The sequence below is a fragment of the Xanthocytophaga flava genome, from assembly GCF_030068545.1.
GTDB classification, from domain to species: Bacteria; Bacteroidota; Bacteroidia; order Cytophagales; family 172606-1; genus Xanthocytophaga; species Xanthocytophaga flava.
Window position 1 is genome coordinate 100739 of the sequence record NZ_JASJOR010000011.1, and the last position, 15861, is coordinate 116599.

13 protein-coding genes are annotated in these 15861 nt (G+C 38.6%); 5 read left to right on the forward strand and 8 right to left on the reverse strand.

All coding sequences use genetic code 11. The annotated features are described in order from the left end of the window. Nucleotides 1–85: 85 nt before the first annotated feature. From QNI15_RS17230 to QNI15_RS17245, 4 genes are all read right to left on the reverse strand, one after another. Nucleotides 86–865: an MBL fold metallo-hydrolase gene (locus tag QNI15_RS17230; RefSeq protein WP_313995807.1), complete on the reverse strand. Its 780-nt coding sequence runs from the start codon at nucleotides 863–865 to the stop codon at nucleotides 86–88. Between the two features lie 76 nt (nucleotides 866–941). Next, a complete protein-coding gene (locus QNI15_RS17235; protein ID WP_313995809.1) occupies nucleotides 942–1235 on the reverse strand; it encodes a hypothetical protein in 294 nt (97 codons plus the stop codon). Between the two features lie 139 nt (nucleotides 1236–1374). Beyond that, nucleotides 1375–1758: a response regulator gene (locus tag QNI15_RS17240; RefSeq protein ID WP_313977678.1), complete on the reverse strand. Its 384-nt coding sequence runs from the start codon at nucleotides 1756–1758 to the stop codon at nucleotides 1375–1377. A gap of 67 nt (nucleotides 1759–1825) precedes the next feature. Beyond that, entirely contained in the window at nucleotides 1826–6088 is a 4263-nt protein-coding gene (locus QNI15_RS17245; RefSeq protein WP_314032741.1) for a PAS domain S-box protein, read from the reverse strand. A gap of 121 nt (nucleotides 6089–6209) precedes the next feature. Here QNI15_RS17245 and miaA point away from each other — a divergent pair, with 121 nt between their 5' ends. Then, on the forward strand, nucleotides 6210–7139 hold the full coding sequence (gene miaA / locus QNI15_RS17250; protein WP_314032743.1) for a tRNA (adenosine(37)-N6)-dimethylallyltransferase MiaA: 930 nt from the start codon (nucleotides 6210–6212) through the stop codon (nucleotides 7137–7139). Here miaA and QNI15_RS17255 read toward each other — a convergent pair. Together QNI15_RS17255 and pfkA are read right to left on the reverse strand one after the other, a co-directional pair. Next, nucleotides 7120–7599 carry a hypothetical protein gene (locus QNI15_RS17255; protein ID WP_314032745.1) on the reverse strand — a complete coding sequence of 160 codons (480 nt, stop codon included), beginning with the start codon at nucleotides 7597–7599 and terminating at the stop codon, nucleotides 7120–7122. The two genes, miaA and QNI15_RS17255, sit on opposite strands and share 20 nt — an antisense overlap. Nucleotides 7600–7681: 82 nt before the next feature. Next, nucleotides 7682–8650 (reverse strand): 6-phosphofructokinase, encoded by a 969-nt coding sequence (pfkA, locus tag QNI15_RS17260; protein ID WP_313977671.1) that lies wholly within the window; start codon nucleotides 8648–8650, stop codon nucleotides 7682–7684. A gap of 499 nt (nucleotides 8651–9149) precedes the next feature. Between pfkA and QNI15_RS17265 the strand changes: the two genes are divergently transcribed. The 4 genes from QNI15_RS17265 to QNI15_RS17280 all read left to right on the forward strand — a co-directional run bounded on the left by QNI15_RS17265 (nucleotide 9150) and on the right by QNI15_RS17280 (nucleotide 14520). Continuing rightward, on the forward strand, nucleotides 9150–11621 hold the full coding sequence (locus QNI15_RS17265) for a hypothetical protein (protein WP_314032746.1): 2472 nt from the start codon (nucleotides 9150–9152) through the stop codon (nucleotides 11619–11621). 97 nt (nucleotides 11622–11718) lie between these two features. Beyond that, nucleotides 11719–12711 (forward strand): hypothetical protein, encoded by a 993-nt coding sequence (locus QNI15_RS17270; protein WP_313995815.1) that lies wholly within the window; start codon nucleotides 11719–11721, stop codon nucleotides 12709–12711. Between the two features lie 130 nt (nucleotides 12712–12841). Beyond that, on the forward strand, nucleotides 12842–13282 hold the full coding sequence (locus QNI15_RS17275; RefSeq protein WP_314032747.1) for a hypothetical protein: 441 nt from the start codon (nucleotides 12842–12844) through the stop codon (nucleotides 13280–13282). A 176-nt stretch (nucleotides 13283–13458) separates the two neighbouring features. Continuing rightward, complete coding sequence (locus QNI15_RS17280) at nucleotides 13459–14520, forward strand: ferredoxin--NADP reductase (protein WP_314032749.1); 1062 nt, start codon at nucleotides 13459–13461, stop codon at nucleotides 14518–14520. Between the two features lie 79 nt (nucleotides 14521–14599). On the opposite strand, the gene QNI15_RS17285 is transcribed toward QNI15_RS17280, so the two are convergent. Next, on the reverse strand, nucleotides 14600–15304 hold the full coding sequence (locus QNI15_RS17285) for a zinc metallopeptidase (protein ID WP_314032750.1): 705 nt from the start codon (nucleotides 15302–15304) through the stop codon (nucleotides 14600–14602). A gap of 58 nt (nucleotides 15305–15362) precedes the next feature. Continuing rightward, nucleotides 15363–15842 (reverse strand): D-glycero-beta-D-manno-heptose 1-phosphate adenylyltransferase, encoded by a 480-nt coding sequence (gene rfaE2 / locus QNI15_RS17290; RefSeq protein WP_314032751.1) that lies wholly within the window; start codon nucleotides 15840–15842, stop codon nucleotides 15363–15365. Nucleotides 15843–15861 lie beyond the last annotated feature (19 nt).

A 15861-nucleotide genomic window follows, 5' to 3' on the forward strand; every position in this document is an offset into this window, starting at 1 on the left:
TTTGAATTATCTAAATGCAACTTGAAAGATTCTATGAACACTATCAAATTACATATTGATGAACGGTTGTATTAGTAGATAAAAGTTACACAGGTATTTTGTTGTTCATTCTAATCTGCATTCCATCATAGCCCATTCGAATAAATGGTGGCAGAATTTTATTGATTGAAGAATGCAGTCCCATACGATGGCTAATATGAGTGAGGTATGCCTCTTCTGGTTGTAATCTTGTAAGGATTTCGACCGCTTCATTCAACGTAAAATGGGAAAGGTGTGGCTCTTGTTGCAGAGCATCAAAAACAATTACTCTGGAGCCTTTTAACTTTTCCATCTCTGTTTCTGAAATGTAGTTAGCATCAGTGATATACGAGAAGTCTCCTATTCGAAAGCCCAGAACTGGTAATTTATAATGAAGTACATCAATGGGAATGATCGTGGTATTTTGTATAGAAAAAGGATGTCCGTCAATTGTATGTAGTTGAATCTGTGGAATACCCGGATATTTAAATTCTGCAAATGCGTAAGCAAAATCACGTTGCAGGGAGTCCAGTACACGTTGTTGACCATACACAGGCATATCCCGGTTTTGACGGAAATTATATGCTCGTATATCATCCAGGCCTGCTGTGTGATCTTTATGCTCATGGGTAAACAATACGGCATCCAGTGTATTGATTCTTTCCCGAAGCATTTGTTGACGAAAGTCCGGACCGGTATCAATGACAAGGCTCAGATCATCTGTTTGTATATGTACGGAAGTACGAAGTCTTTTGTCTCGAAAGTCAACTGAACGGCAAACTTCACAATCACAACCTATTACCGGAACGCCTTGTGAAGTACCTGTGCCGAGTAGGGTAATAACCATAAAGCAAATAGAAAAATTAATGTGGTAGACTCTATGATCTTACAAAAAGGCAATATCTAAAGGATTTGTTTTGCGTTTAGGAAGTAGTCAGTGTTGTTTCTTTGTCTTTTGCCTGTTCTCCCTTTAGTTCAGAGAATAGTTTTTTACTTTTCTCTGTCATCTTCTCGGTACTTAGGTTTACAGATTTCAGAATCTCAACTACACTATTGATACGTCCTTCCAGTGGTAAAAACTTATTGACAACAACTATTTTGGTCTCTTTTAATACACACCAACCCGTTTTGAAGTTGCCTTTTTCATAACGAAGTATATAATCAGACTCTGCAAAGATATCTTCGATCTTTGATAAAAACTGCGGTGTATATTTCATGAGGTTTAAAAGCATAAAATAGCAGACTGTACATAGAATATATAAACAGTGCTGCTATTTTATGTGCTATTAATAGATAAATAAAAATCCGTAATAAGCTTTAAATTATTCAGAAGGCCTTTAAACTAATCTTATGAAATCAAGCCTTGTTGGTTAGCTTTTTTACTACTTCCACCAACTGATCAAAGTTTAAAGGCTTAGGTAGATATTCATTGATTCCTACTGCCTGGAACTCTTCCATCGTGTAGTTTTTGGCATTTCCTGTAATGGCAACCAATGGTATGTTGGCTTTTACAGGATCAGGCAATGCTCTTACCTGTCTTGCACACTCCATACCATCCATAACAGGCATATTGATATCTAATAGAATAATGTCAAAGTTTTCTTTTTCAAGTGCGCTTAGTACCTGTTCTCCATTTTTTACAGAAGAGATAATGCATCCTTGTTGTTCAAGAATTTTTTTGGTTAGATTTTGAATAACCGAACTATCTTCGGCAATGAGTACTTTTTTGCTGTCTGCCATTTTTCAGGTAGTAGTTATAAATATTAAGTTGTTACAAAATTTAAATAATTCTGATCTGATATAATTGCTAAGATTCTGTTTTTGCCTCTATATCAGTTCCTAAGATCTCCTTATAGGAGTTTTCAAATATCTCAATTTCTTTTTGAATCTTCAGCAGATTCTTTTTTAAATTTTTGACGACATTGTTTTTCAGGTCAGCTTCTGTCGTGCGTGCAAAATTAGCAATTTTTTCAATACCTAATGTACCTGCATTTCCTTTCAATGTATGTAAGTTGCTCAAAATCTTCTTATAATCTTTTGAAGGTAGAGCTTCCAGGTTTTCATTCATTTGTTCATAGGCTTCCGCAATAAACTCTTCGAGTGTTGCCAACACCATCTCTTCTCCACCATATTTCTTTAACTGCCCTATTACTTCCAGATTGAGAACAGGAACCTCTTTTTCTACTTCCAATACGACAGCAGGCTCAGTTTTTGGGTCTGATACTTTAGGGGTGATTGATTCCATTGATACATCTACATCCTGGGATGCTATTATCGGGTGTATTACGTTTGTCGTTGCTTTCAGGTTTCCCGATTTGTCAAACCATTCTTTTACTTTCTGAATGAGTGCCGCTGCACGAATCGGCTTTGCTATGTAATCATCCATACCCTGACTCAGAAACTTCTCGCGATCTTCTTTCATGGAATACGCTGTCATCGCAATGATAGGAGGGAGGTCTTTTATATCCAACTGACGAATGTGTTGGGTAGCTGTAATACCATCCATATCTGGCATTTGAATATCCATCAGGATAATATCATAGTTTCGTTTTGTCGGATCTGCAAAAGTGTTTTTTACCTTTTCAATCGCCATAAAACCATTTTCTGCCATCTCAATAATACATCCTGCCTTGCCAAGTATTTCACTGGCAACAGTACGGTTAACCATATTGTCATCTGTCAGTAATACAAGAGGCTTTGATCCGTTAAATACATCGCCTTCCTTAAATTCTCCTTCTGTAATATTTTTTGTCAGAGGGCTAATGTTCGTTTCTTTTGCTTCAAACGTGAACCAGAAGGTACTGCCTTTTCCTGATTGAGATTCAACCCCTATTTCTCCGCCCATCATACGGGCCAGTTCTTTAGAGATTGCCAGACCCAGCCCTGTTCCTCCATAAGATTTGGTAGATGAGTTGTCTACCTGATTGAATGCATTAAACAACAGAGACAGGTTTTCTTTGGAAATACCTATACCTGTGTCACTCACAGATGCTTTTATCTTTTTAACTTTTCCCTTACTTTCATATAAGGATACCTGAATGGATACAGTCCCTTTTTCTGTGAACTTAATGGCATTGGATGTGAGGTTAGACAAAATTTGAAGCAGTCGGGTCTCATCCGCAATAATAAACTCTGGTACCTTTTCATCGATATGGTATTTCAGAATATTATTCTTTGTTGCAGCTTGTTGGCTGAATAGGGCATGGAGTTTTTCGATAGTACTCAGAAAAGACAGAGGGGCTTTATGAAGCTCCATTTTACCAGCTTCGATCTTGGACAAGTCCAGAATATCATTCAGAATCGTGAGCAGAGTTTCGGATGATTTTTTTACAGTCTGAACATATTCTTTTTGCTTCGGATTTAACGGTGTATCGTTGAGCACATCAATCATTCCGATGATACCATTCATCGGTGTTCGGATCTCATGACTCATGTTAGCCAGGAATCTTTCTTTTACCTTCAGCGATTTTTCAGCTATTTCTTTAGCCTTTAAAAGTTCTTCTTCTGCCTTTTTACGTTCGGTAATATCCCGGGCTACTCCTTCAATTTCTATTGGGTTTCCGTTTTCATCATGTACCAGACGAACATTGAGCAGAAACTGTATTTCAATGCCTTGTTTGGTTATAAAACCGACTTCAATGTTCTTGGCAGATCCATTACGTCGTAGTTGCCGATAGGTATGGTAGCTTTTTCCTTTGTCAATGAAGAAATCTGTAATATTACGACCAATAATTTCACCGTCGTTGTAGTTCCCTACCTCGTAAGCAGATGGACTGATCATGCGGATAATACCACGTAAATCTGACCGATAATAGATGTCCTGAAAAGATTCGAAGATACTTCTGAATTTCTTCTCACTCTCTATCAGATTCATATCTGATTCTTTCTTCTCTGTAATATCATGGGCAATTGCAGAGAGTTCTTCAATTGTTCCATCTTTTGAGATAATAGGATTCAGATATACCTCTCTCCAGGAATTTTCATTTTGTTTTGTTCGTATCTGCGTCTCAAAATGCTGTGGGATACCTTGTAATGCCAGTCGGTATCGGGCTTCCCAGTTATGATAATTGTGAGAACGCATAAATTCACTACGCACCCGATCTGTATTAACCCCGATTATTGGCCGGAAACCAAAGCGGGACTCATAGGAATCTGCAAAATTTTTGTTGAAGGATGTCAGGTATAAACGTTTGTTCACAGACCACATCAGGTGGCTTCCACTCTCAAATACAGCATTTAATTGAGCTGTTTGTTTATACAGCTTTTCTTCGTTCTGCTTTCTTTCAATTGCCAGGGCTATCTGACCTGAGATAAAATCCAACAGTTCAAGGTCCCTGGTGCTATATGTGTTGGGATTGTCATAGGATTTTACTGCAATGATTCCAGTAGTCCGGCTCTCAATTTTTAAAGGTACACCCATCCATACCTTGGGAGTTTTACCGTATAATTCCAGATTGTTCTCCTCTGCAAGACGAACGATCTGTTCTTCGTATAAGAACAACGGCTTATTGTAGAACATGGCAAACTCGGTAAGTCCGCGACCTACACGACGCTGGGTTACACGCAAATCACTGCTGGTGTCCTCATCTACAAAATAGGGATAATAGAGAAAGTTACGCTCATTGTTGTACAGCGTAATATAGAAGTTGCGTACATCAATAATCTTCCCTAATTCTTTGTGGATATTCTGATACAAGATATCCAGGTTACCACTCTTGGTCGTTAAGTTGGCAATACTATAATACAGATTTTGTGCACGTTCTGCCCGAATTCGTTCGGTTGTATCATATAATATACAGCGAAGAGCTGTGGGCTTGCCAGCTTCATATCTACAACTTACACTACCTGCCAGGTAAATATCCTGGCCGGATTTGCTTCGAAATACGGTTTGAAACTTATAGATCTTTTCGCCGTTCGCAATCCGGTTAAATTTACTTAGTGTACTTTTGAGATGTTGAGGATGAACAATCTCGCGAATATTTAGTTTTTCGATTTCAGCCCCACTGTATCCAAGCTTATCCTGCCAGGCCCGATTGGCAAAAAGAACATCTCCTTTTAGGGATATAATCTGAATCAAGTCATTGGCATTATCAAACAAATCCTGTAATTGTGCGTGAGTTCGGGCCAGAATGGCAGTAACTTTCTTTTTATCTGTAATATCTTCCCCAACACGGGTAATAGCCGAAATCTCTCCCTTTTGTGTATTCAATACAACAGAGCTAAACTGTATGTAACGAAGATTTCCATCTTTACCTAATAAGCTTCGTTCGGTAATCTCAAAGAATCCTCCATTTTTTAATGCATTATAAAATTCCTTGCGACGGGGTACATGATCTGATACTGGTACAAATACATCAAAAAAGTTTTGTCCAAGCACTTCTTCTCTTGACCATCCGGTTACTTTTAAGAGGTAATCATTGCAAAAAGATATGGTTTCGTCACTTTCAATCCGAAAACATACCAGATTTACTTTCTCAAGTGTCCGCAGGAATTGCTCTTCTGCATCACGTTGGGCTACCTGCCGTTTTTTTTCTTCCTCTGCTATTTTGATTTCTGTAATATCCCGACCATAGATAGCTATGGCTTCTCTTCCCAGATAGATGGCTTTTTTTAAGAGTATCTCGAATAAGAATGTGCCTTTCTTACTAACGAGTTGCCTCTCAATGGTTAGTTCTTCTCCTTGCCAGGTGCGTTTTAAGTATTCCTGAAATCGCTCAAAGTCCAGGCCATAGGCTTCACAAAAGTTTTTGGCAGATCGGCTGATAAGCTCTTCTCTTGAATATTGAAACCAATGTAAGGCAGCTCTGTTTGCGTCCAGTACATTACCTTCCCTATCAAAAATGATGATTAGCTCATCATTATTTTGTGCCAGAGGCTGGTCAAACTCTTTGGCTCGTAAGGGGCTATTAAATAATTGATTGTATCCTGTTTTTGAAATAGATGCAGGTATTGCGTCTCCCAAACTAGGTTGAGTGAGTTTCTCGTATTGAGCAATCTTGTGATTTAAGCGATCGATTTCCTGTAATAATCTACTCTTTTCTTGCTGGGTCACTGAATCAATATAATCCATATCGTCAACGTTCTCTCTTTGTAAAGTGAAAAATACTATCTTGCTGGTTCAAAAAACAAGGGCCGTTTTCATTTTAAAAGTAACAAATATTCCTGAAAAAACGTGTCCTCTCCGCTTTTGTATGCAAGAAGTCAATTATTTAGTAGTGATAGTAGGTCCTACAGCAGTAGGGAAAACCGAATTGTGTGTGCGTTTAGCCCATTATTTTAAGACTGAAATCATATCAGCAGATTCGCGCCAGTTTTATCGTGAAATGATTATTGGCACGGCTAAGCCTACAACGGATGAACAAGAAGGAATAACACACCATTTCATCAATTCCCATAGTGTTGTAGAGGAGTACAATGCTGCTGCATTTGAGCAGGATGCATTGGCCTGCATTACAACTATCCTAGCACAACATAAGATTTGTATTCTTACAGGAGGTTCTACATTGTATATCAAAATGTTGACAGATGGGATGGATGAGATTCCTGATATTGATCCGGAAATCCGGGTACAACTTCAACATACATTAGATACACAGGGATTAGAGGTGTTGATCAAACAACTGGATGACCTGGACCCTGTATATGGACAACAGGTAGATCGGGCAAATCCACAACGTGTGATGCGAGCTCTGGAAGTGAGTATAGGAACCGGGATGCCCTATTCTTCTTTTCGGAAAGGAAAAAAGGTAGAACGACCTTTTCAGATTATTAAAATTGGTCTGAATCGTGATCGGGAAGAGTTATATCAGCGAATTGATGCACGTATGGATCTGATGCTGCAAAATGGTTTGGTAGAGGAAGTTCGTAATTTGATATCCTATAGAGACAAAAATGCTTTACAAACAGTAGGCTATAGAGAAGTGTTTGACTTTCTGGACGGTATGTATGACGAGGCTGAAATGATTCGTTTATTGAAACGAAACTCCAGACGGTATGCAAAACGTCAACTTACATGGTTTACCCGTGATACAGAATATCAGTGGTTTCACCCCAGGCAGTTTGATGAAATTGTACAGTATATAGAAAAACAAATGGCTAATCCTAAACTGCCAGAGGCTTAAATCCAAATAAGGAGGCTATAATACGATAAGGCATATGCTTGCATAGCTCATTGTAGTTGCCCCGTGCGGATCTGAATTTTTTCTGTGTTTGCAGCAGAAGAGATGCATTTTGGCTTAATGCTGTTTGTAACCGTTTGGCTTCGTTATTATCTGTAAATCCCAGGTTTTCGATAGACTCTGCAATTGTTTTGGATTCTGTAGTTAATTTGGTTTCATTGTAACCTTCCTGATCAACTACCAGATTAGTATTCAGTAATTCTCCTAATTGCATAAGTAGCTGTACCCGTTGAAATGCTACCTTGCCTACATTCTGAAGATATATGTCTGTATTACTTTTGCGGGTTCTCAAACTATTAAGAACCACCATACCCCACAGAAATATTGCTCCTGTAATAACCAGAAGTATAGGTAACACACCAATTCCTGTAACCTTAAATGCAAAAAGAGCGAAAATAATCATCTTATCTAACAACGGATAGTCAATATCAGACTTTGAACAAATGGTCTCCCATTCAAAGTCTGATATTGTGTGACTTATACTATTATATACTTAAAATCTCTACAATGCGAACCAGTTCATCACTGATAGGTTTGCTTAAACTGATACAGTCACGGAAAGGAGTATAGGTCAGCTTGTTGTTAATGATACCTACCATTACCCCTTGCTGGCCATTGATCAGACCTTCTACTGCACCAACACCCAAACGACTTGCCAGAATCCGATCAAATGCTGTGGGGCTACCACCACGCTGAATATGACCAAGATTAGTAATACGTATATCCGCATCCGGAAAATGTTTCTTTACTGTTGTTCCCACTTCTGTAGCTCCTCCACTTTCTCCTTCTGCTACAATAATGATAAAAGAAGATTTGGAGCGACTCCAGCCTTCTTCCAACGTTTTAATAACTTCTCCAATAGGAGTAAAAGTTTCCGGAACCATTACTAGTTCTGCACCACCACCAATACCAGACTGAATAGCAATATATCCTGAGTCACGACCCATTACTTCGATGAAGAAAATACGGTCGTGAGAATCTGCTGTATCCCGGATCTTGTCAATGGCATCCAATGCTGTATTTACAGCTGTATCATAGCCAATTGTATAATCGGTGCCATATAAGTCATTGTCAATAGTTCCTGGAGCTCCTACTGCGGGTATACCATATTCTTCATAAAATATAGAGGCTCCTGTAAAGGTTCCGTTTCCCCCAATTGCTACCAATCCTTCAATACCATATTTTTGTAACTGATCGTATGCTTTTGCCCGGCCTTCTTTGGTCATGAACTCTTTACTACGGGCAGATTTTAAAATGGTTCCCCCTTTTTGGATGATATTGCTAACAGAATAGGATTGCATTTGAGAAATTTCTCCCCTGATCATGCCATCATATCCATGACGGATTCCATATACTTCCAATCCATAATAAATAGCGCTTCGGACAACTGCACGCACACAAGCGTTCATGCCAGGGGCGTCTCCCCCAGAGGTGAAAATGGCTATTTTCTTCATAATTTTGATTTCAGGTAGCTTATTTCCGGATAATATGAAAGAAACTGGCTGCCTGATAATTTAATTGGCTATTTGCCAGATATGCAATGAATATACAGATATGTTTTGACTATATATCTTGCTTGTATAATGATTCAGATTTTACAACTCGTTAAAAACGGTTGCGAAAATACACAGCTAAACTGAATAGTGGTATGAATTCTTTATAAAAATTGTGTTAAATCCTGAAAAAGGACTTTTAATACTTTAGTATCCCATCTTTTACTTCTATAATCTTATGTTCGATCGGGAAAATAATATCGGCTTTTCTTTCACATCCTCAGAGTTTAAATTCTATATTTGAACCATTTTCCAGAAAACAATCTAAACTAATTTCATTGAAAGGAGACGTTATTAATAAAGTTAGTCTATTTACTCAGTATTACAATCAATAGTTTGTTTGCCGAGGCGTAAAAGAAAACTTTGTTTTATAGTAGTTGCTCTTCAATATTCTGAACGCATGAAAACCAACAACCTCTTGCAAAAAGCCATTCCACATGTATTGGCCATTGTGGCTTTTCTGATTATCACTTTTGTTTATTTCTCGCCCGTCCTGGATGGAAAGACTATCTCTCAACATGATATTGTTCAGGCGAAAGGAGCAGGGCATGAAGCAAGCTTGTATCGTGAAAAGACAGGGCATTATCCTATGTGGACGAATAGTATGTTTGGAGGAATGCCTACTTATCTTATTGCGGCAGATTATCCTAACAGCTGGACTACCAAAGTAGGTCGTTTCTTTGCTAATCTATTACCAGAGCCAGCAAACTATGTGTTTTTGTATCTGATCGGATTTTATATTCTGCTGGCTGCATTGGGGTTTGATGCATGGATAGGTGTATTAGGGGCAATAGGGTTTGCTTTTTGTAGCTATAATCTAATAAATATAGAAGCAGGTCACGCTTCCAAAGTAATTGCGATGGGATTTTTGCCTCCTATATTAGGCGGGGTAATCCTGGCATTTCGGGGCAGGTATTGGATTGGAGGTGCGTTAGTAGGACTCTTTTTAGGGATGCATATCTATGGAAACCATGTGCAGATTACATTTTACATGTTTCTGACTATCGGATTCTATGTGCTGATGGAGTTAATTGTTTCTATTCGTGAAAAACGGATAAAACCATTTTTGATTGCTTCGGCAGTACTGGGTGTCGCTGTTGTACTGGCAGTAGGATCTCATGCTTCACGATTGATGACTACCAGTGAATATTCTAAAGAAAGTATCCGAGGGAAGTCAGAATTGACACCTAAACCAGCAACTGGAGATGATAAGGGGGTTAATGCAGATGGTCTGGACTATGATTATGCGTTTCGCTGGAGCTATGGTAAGATGGAGACATTTACCTTGTTGATTCCTGATTTTTATGGTGGTGGAACGATGTCTAAAAGCATTGGAAAAAGTTCAGCCATGTATAATGCCCTAATGGAGAAGGGTGCTTCTGATGCACAAGCCAAACAAATTGTAGCACAATTATCTGGTGCTTTATATTGGGGAGATCAACCAACTACAGGTGGACCAACCTATGCTGGAGCTGTTATTCTATTTCTGTTTGTCTTGGGAATGTTTATTATCCCGAATCGTATCAAGTGGTGGATTCTGGGTTGTGCTGTATTTATGACTATGCTTGCATGGGGCAAAAACTTTTTCCTCAATGATATTTTATTTACCTATGTTCCTTTGTTTGATAAGTTCCGTGCAGTGACTATGACACTTGCCTTAACACAGGTATTTCTGGTGTTAGGAGCTGCTATGGCTGTGCAGGAACTGATCCGTGGAGACTATAGCTGGACTAAACTTCAGCGTCCTTTGATCTGGAGTTTTGGTTTGACAGGTGGTATTGCTTTGTTATTTACATTATTAGGAGGCGCTTTCTTCGATTTTCGTAGTGATATAGTTGACTCACAACTTGCTCAGGGATATGGAGACTGGATTATACGTCCGATACGTGATGACAGAGCTTCCATATTGCGTGGAGATGCTTTTCGCAGCTTTCTGTTTATTGTGGTGGCTGCAGGGGTAATTATTGCGTTTTTATTCAAACGTCTCTCTCCTTCACTTATGGTCTTGGTATTGGGAGCGGTTGTGCTGACTGATATGTTTGCTGTTGATAAGCGCTATGTGAACAATGACGATTTTACTGTTGACAGACGTGACCAGCAGCGGGCATTTATTAAACCAACACCTGCGGATGAACAGATTTTGAGAGATACCACTCAATACAGAGTATTTAATTATGCGGCAAGTCCGTTTCAGGATGCTACTACTTCCTATTTCCATCATTCAGTAGGAGGATATCATGGTGCCAAGATGCGTCGGTATAGTGATGTTATTGACAGCGTTTTGGCAAAAGGAAGCATCAAAGGCCTTAATATGCTGAATACAAAGTATGTAATTGTACCAGATCAGAAAACTGGTCAGATATTTGTTCAGCAGAATCCGGAGGCATTGGGTAATGCTTGGTTTGTAAAGGAATATAAAATTGTTCCGAATGCTGATGAAGAAATTAAAGCCATTGAGACTTTTGAACCCAAGACGACTGCTATTATTGATAAACGTTTTGAAAAAGACTTGAATGGTTTAACTATTCAGTTTGATAGCACTGCAACTATTAAACTTACAAGCTATTCTCCTGACCATTTGGTATATGAGTCGAATGCGCAGACTCCTCAACTGGCTGTATTCTCCGAGATTTACTATGCTAACAAAGATTACTGGCAGGCTACCATAGATGATAAGCCCGTACCTCATTTTCGTGTGAATTACATCTTGCGTGGTATGGTTGTACCTGCTGGAAAACACAAGATTACGTTTACTTTTATCAGTACTACCTACCAACAGGGTGAGCATATTGCGTTGTTTAGCTCTATTGCCTTGTTTGCATTTGTGGGCGCTGCAATCTTTTTATCTGCCAAGCAAAAGAATAAGGCATAAACTTTATATTAAAAGCTCATCTGGATGGCTATCTCTTTTACATCATCCAGATGAGTATCCTCAACTGTTTATATTTACAGTCAAGCATTTGAATCATATGCTTCTTCTTGCAAGAAATCTTCGAAGCTTTCTTTTATTTGTTTTAGTTTTAATAGGGATAGGTACCTGTAATAGCCTTTATGCACAGACAAGCACACCTGATACCGTTCGTATAGGTTGTTATTTGTTAAGTTTACATGACCTTGATTTTCGCGAGCAGGAATACACAGCTCGGTTTTGGGTTTGGATGGTATACAATAAAAAGCTGGAGGACCTGGAAAATAGTCTGGAGATTGCCAATGCCAAAGAAGTAACAGTTGATGAAGTGGTGATAGATAGTCTGGAAGGGAAAAAGTGGGTACAGTTTAAGTTAAAATGTATTATGAAAGAAAACTGGGCTATCCAGCATTTTCCTTTTGACCGACAACGACTTCAGATACTTGTAGAGAACTCAAAATATGATCAGTCAAGTTTGATTTTTATGCCAGATACCAGTGGAAAATTATATGATCCGGATATGACAATCTCTGGCTGGAAAATTCGAAAGACTGCTATTGAGATCGGAACCAGCGAATACAAAACAGGATTTGGGGATTCTCGTCTGGAACACTTTAATGCGGCCTATTCACAACTGGCAGTTGTTGTAGATGTTGAACGCAATGCCTGGGGATTATTCTTTAAATTATTTCTGGGAATGTATGTTGCATTTGCGATTGCTTACGTTACTTTTTTTATAGATGCTCAACACGCAGATGCTCGTTTTGGATTACCAGTAGGGGGATTATTTGCCGCAGTGGGTAACAAATATGTGATTGATGGCTATTTGCCATTCTCTTCTCAATTGACTATAGTAGACATTCTCCATGGAGCTACCTTTCTGGCAATCTTCTTTACTGTGATGTTTTCTGTTATTTCTTTGCGTATAGACGATACCGGAAAACGTAAACAATCTCAGAAAACAGATCGGACAGTAGGTTTTATCATTTTGGGAATATACGGACTCATAAACTGTATTATGCTGATTCTCTCGGTATTTCATATTGGAGGCTAACAAACATAAGTGTTTTGTTAAAAAACATACATATATACATGTATAAAATATAGCGTATGTTTCAAAGAATTAGTTTTTTTATAGTAAAGTCCCTATTTTTGTTATAAACCTTTACTTTATTAGCGTCTAAATGAGAAAAATCAACATTTTCCTTACCACACTCTGTTTGATCAGCATTATTGTAGGAGGAGCTTCCTGCAAAAAAAGTACACCTAAAACTAAAACTGAATTAATCAGCCAGACCTGGAAAGTTCAGAAGGCAGAAGAGAACGGAACAACCGTTTTTGAAATTGGAGGAGTTCAAACTGCAAACTATACACCATTGCGTTTAAGTTTTAATAGTACAGGCTTTACATGGATTGACTCTCAGAACAATTCTTCTTCCGGAACGTGGATATTTGCTTCCAATGATACTGAAATCAAGTTTACAGTTCCAAATAATACTAGCTTCAGCCCTGCTACAGTTACTATGAGCGATTTATCTGAAGACAGATTGACTATAAAATATACTACTACTAATACCAAAGGCCAAACAACCAATGTAACACTGTATCTGGTGCCTGCTGGTTAGTTTTCAGCATTATATCTACACCAAATAAAAAACCTGTCTTGTTGTGAGACAGGTTTTTTATTTGGTGTAGTTTATAGAAATTGGATTTTGTGATGAAAGTTTGATTCTGTTACAAGCATGATTTGAATGCTATTGATTACTTTTGCCTCCTGATAAAATCAACATTGTTAATATACATGAGTAAATATCATTTTTTAAAAGTCGAAAAAATTGTTCGGGAAACGCCTGATGCGATTTCTGTACATTTTGAGCAGCCTGCAAATCAGCGCATTTTATATAAATCGGGTCAATTTCTTACCTTATTGGTTCCTATTAACGGAACAACAGAACGCCGTTCCTATTCTATGTGTAGCTCACCTGCTACAGAGAATAGTTTGATTGTAACTGTAAAAAGGGTAGAAGGAGGGAAGGTATCAAACTTTCTGAATGATCAACTGAAACCAGGTGCATTAGTTGAAGTGATGGAGCCTATGGGAACATTTACTATCGAGCCTAATGCTGAAAAGCAGCGACATATTATACTGATTGGAGCGGGTAGTGGTATTACACCTCTGATGTCTATTGCTAAAACCATTCTGCATACAGAGCCCCGTAGTCGGGTATCTATCATATATGGCAACAGAAATGAACAGTCTATTATCTTTAAAGAGGAATTGGCTGCTCTTACTCAGAAGTTTGCAGGTAGATTAGATGTGATTCATATATTAAGTCAGCCCGCATCTTCCTGGACTGGTCATGTTGGGCGACTGAATCAGTCATTGATATTAAAGATGTTGGAGCATTTGCCTAAATGGACAGATACAGAGTACTTTATCTGTGGTCCGGATGGTATGATGGAAGAAGCCAAACAGGCATTGCGTATTCTGCAAATACCCTCAGAGAGAATACATTCCGAAAGCTTTTTAACTGCAACTAAAGAATCCGTACATGGAGAAGTGGTAGAAGATACAACAGGTGAGGTGAAAGATTATACAGTGACAATTGTATATGAAGGAGCTGAATATAAAGTAGCAGTACCTGCCAAAAAAACTATACTGGAAGCGGCATTGGATAATGATATTGATCTTCCTTACTCCTGTCAGAGTGGTATGTGTACTGCCTGTATGGGTAAGTGTGTAAGTGGAAAGGTTTTATTAGATGAAGAAGATGGATTGTCAGAAACAGAGATCAAACAGGGATATATCCTTACCTGTGTAGGCCATCCTCTAACCAGCGATGTTGTGATTGAGATTGATTGATAAAGCAAATAGAAAGACTATAAAAGAAAAACGCCATACAGGATTGCATGGCGTTTTTCTTTTATAAATCATAGTGTCATTAGTCATCTCTGCGGCCCATGAATACGAATATCCAGTAGGCAAGTTGAGCGAGTGCACCAATAGCTGCTACTACATAAGTCATGGCAGCCCATTTAAGCGCATCTTTTGCCATGTCATGTTCTCTTTGAGTAACTACTCCACTATTTTCCATCCAAACTAATGCCCGGCGGCTAGCATCAAATTCTACAGGAAGTGTAATGGTGGAGAACAACGCCAAACCTGCATTGGCTCCTATTAATACCAGCAACAGAATATTACCCATTGCTCCATGACCCTGGAAGATAGAGTAACCTACACCAAAAAGAATAAGCATATTCAAAACCTGAAGTACATTACCACAAATACTTACTACAGGCACCAATGCTGAACGCATTTGTAAAGGTCCATATGAAGTTGCATGCTGCACTGCGTGTCCACATTCATGAGAGGCTACTGCTACTGCTGCTGCATTACGTCCATAATATACATCCTGACTCAGGTTGACTGTTTTATCTGCTGGATTATAGTGGTCAGTGAGTTGGCCTTCTACAGCTGTTATCCGAACATCAAAAATATTATTGTCTCGCAGCATTTTGGCGGCAGCTTCTGCTCCGCTCATTCCACCTGCTAATGGAATTTGTGAATATTGCGCAAATTTGCTTTTAAGTTGCCAGCTCACAAACATGCTGACAAGCATGGTTACAATACTGATAAGAAAGATCATAGTTGTGTGTTTATTTAATTTTAATTACCGAGGTAGACGAACAGGTTTTATAAAAATTTTACCCTGACTTTCGGATCTTATCTACTATAGAAGAAGTAGAAAATCCTTTTACCAGAGGTATTGTTTTTACAGTTCCTCCATTAGCTATCACAAAATCCGCACCAACAATTGTTTCAACTGTATAATCATCTCCTTTGACCAAAATGTCAGGTTTTATGGCTTCAATCAGACTTTTTGGCGTATCTTCATCAAAAAAGACAACCAGATCGACAAATTCGAGTGCTGCAATAACCCTGCTGCGTCCTGTTTCACTTACAATAGGACGGCTTTCTCCTTTTAGTCTTCTCACAGAAGCATCTGTATTAAGACCCAATACAAGTTTATCTCCAAGCGATCTGGCTTTTTCCAGATAGTCTACATGGCCTATATGTACTATATCAAAGCATCCGTTGGTAAAGGCAATCGCTTTGCCTTCAGCCTTCCATTGAGCTATGGTTGAAAGTGCTTTATCTAAGGATTGAATTTTTTCTTCTGTCATTATAGTGAAATATATGTAA

Excerpts from the sequence above, each read along its gene's own strand:
- QNI15_RS17285 (WP_314032750.1), bottom strand. The coding sequence starts at position 15,304 with ATGATCTTTCTTATCAGTATTGTAACCATGCTTGTCAGCATGTTTGTG.
- miaA (WP_314032743.1), top strand. The coding sequence starts at position 6,210 with ATGCAAGAAGTCAATTATTTAGTAGTGATAGTAGGTCCTACAGCAGTA.
- QNI15_RS17265 (WP_314032746.1), top strand. The coding sequence starts at position 9,150 with ATGAAAACCAACAACCTCTTGCAAAAAGCCATTCCACATGTATTGGCC.
- QNI15_RS17235 (WP_313995809.1), bottom strand. The coding sequence starts at position 1,235 with ATGAAATATACACCGCAGTTTTTATCAAAGATCGAAGATATCTTTGCA.
- QNI15_RS17275 (WP_314032747.1), top strand. The coding sequence starts at position 12,842 with ATGAGAAAAATCAACATTTTCCTTACCACACTCTGTTTGATCAGCATT.
- pfkA (WP_313977671.1), bottom strand. The coding sequence starts at position 8,650 with ATGAAGAAAATAGCCATTTTCACCTCTGGGGGAGACGCCCCTGGCATG.
- QNI15_RS17245 (WP_314032741.1), bottom strand. The coding sequence starts at position 6,088 with ATGGATTATATTGATTCAGTGACCCAGCAAGAAAAGAGTAGATTATTA.
- rfaE2 (WP_314032751.1), bottom strand. The coding sequence starts at position 15,842 with ATGACAGAAGAAAAAATTCAATCCTTAGATAAAGCACTTTCAACCATA.
- QNI15_RS17230 (WP_313995807.1), bottom strand. The coding sequence starts at position 865 with ATGGTTATTACCCTACTCGGCACAGGTACTTCACAAGGCGTTCCGGTA.
- QNI15_RS17270 (WP_313995815.1), top strand. The coding sequence starts at position 11,719 with ATGCTTCTTCTTGCAAGAAATCTTCGAAGCTTTCTTTTATTTGTTTTA.
- QNI15_RS17240 (WP_313977678.1), bottom strand. The coding sequence starts at position 1,758 with ATGGCAGACAGCAAAAAAGTACTCATTGCCGAAGATAGTTCGGTTATT.
- QNI15_RS17255 (WP_314032745.1), bottom strand. The coding sequence starts at position 7,599 with ATGATTATTTTCGCTCTTTTTGCATTTAAGGTTACAGGAATTGGTGTG.
- QNI15_RS17280 (WP_314032749.1), top strand. The coding sequence starts at position 13,459 with ATGAGTAAATATCATTTTTTAAAAGTCGAAAAAATTGTTCGGGAAACG.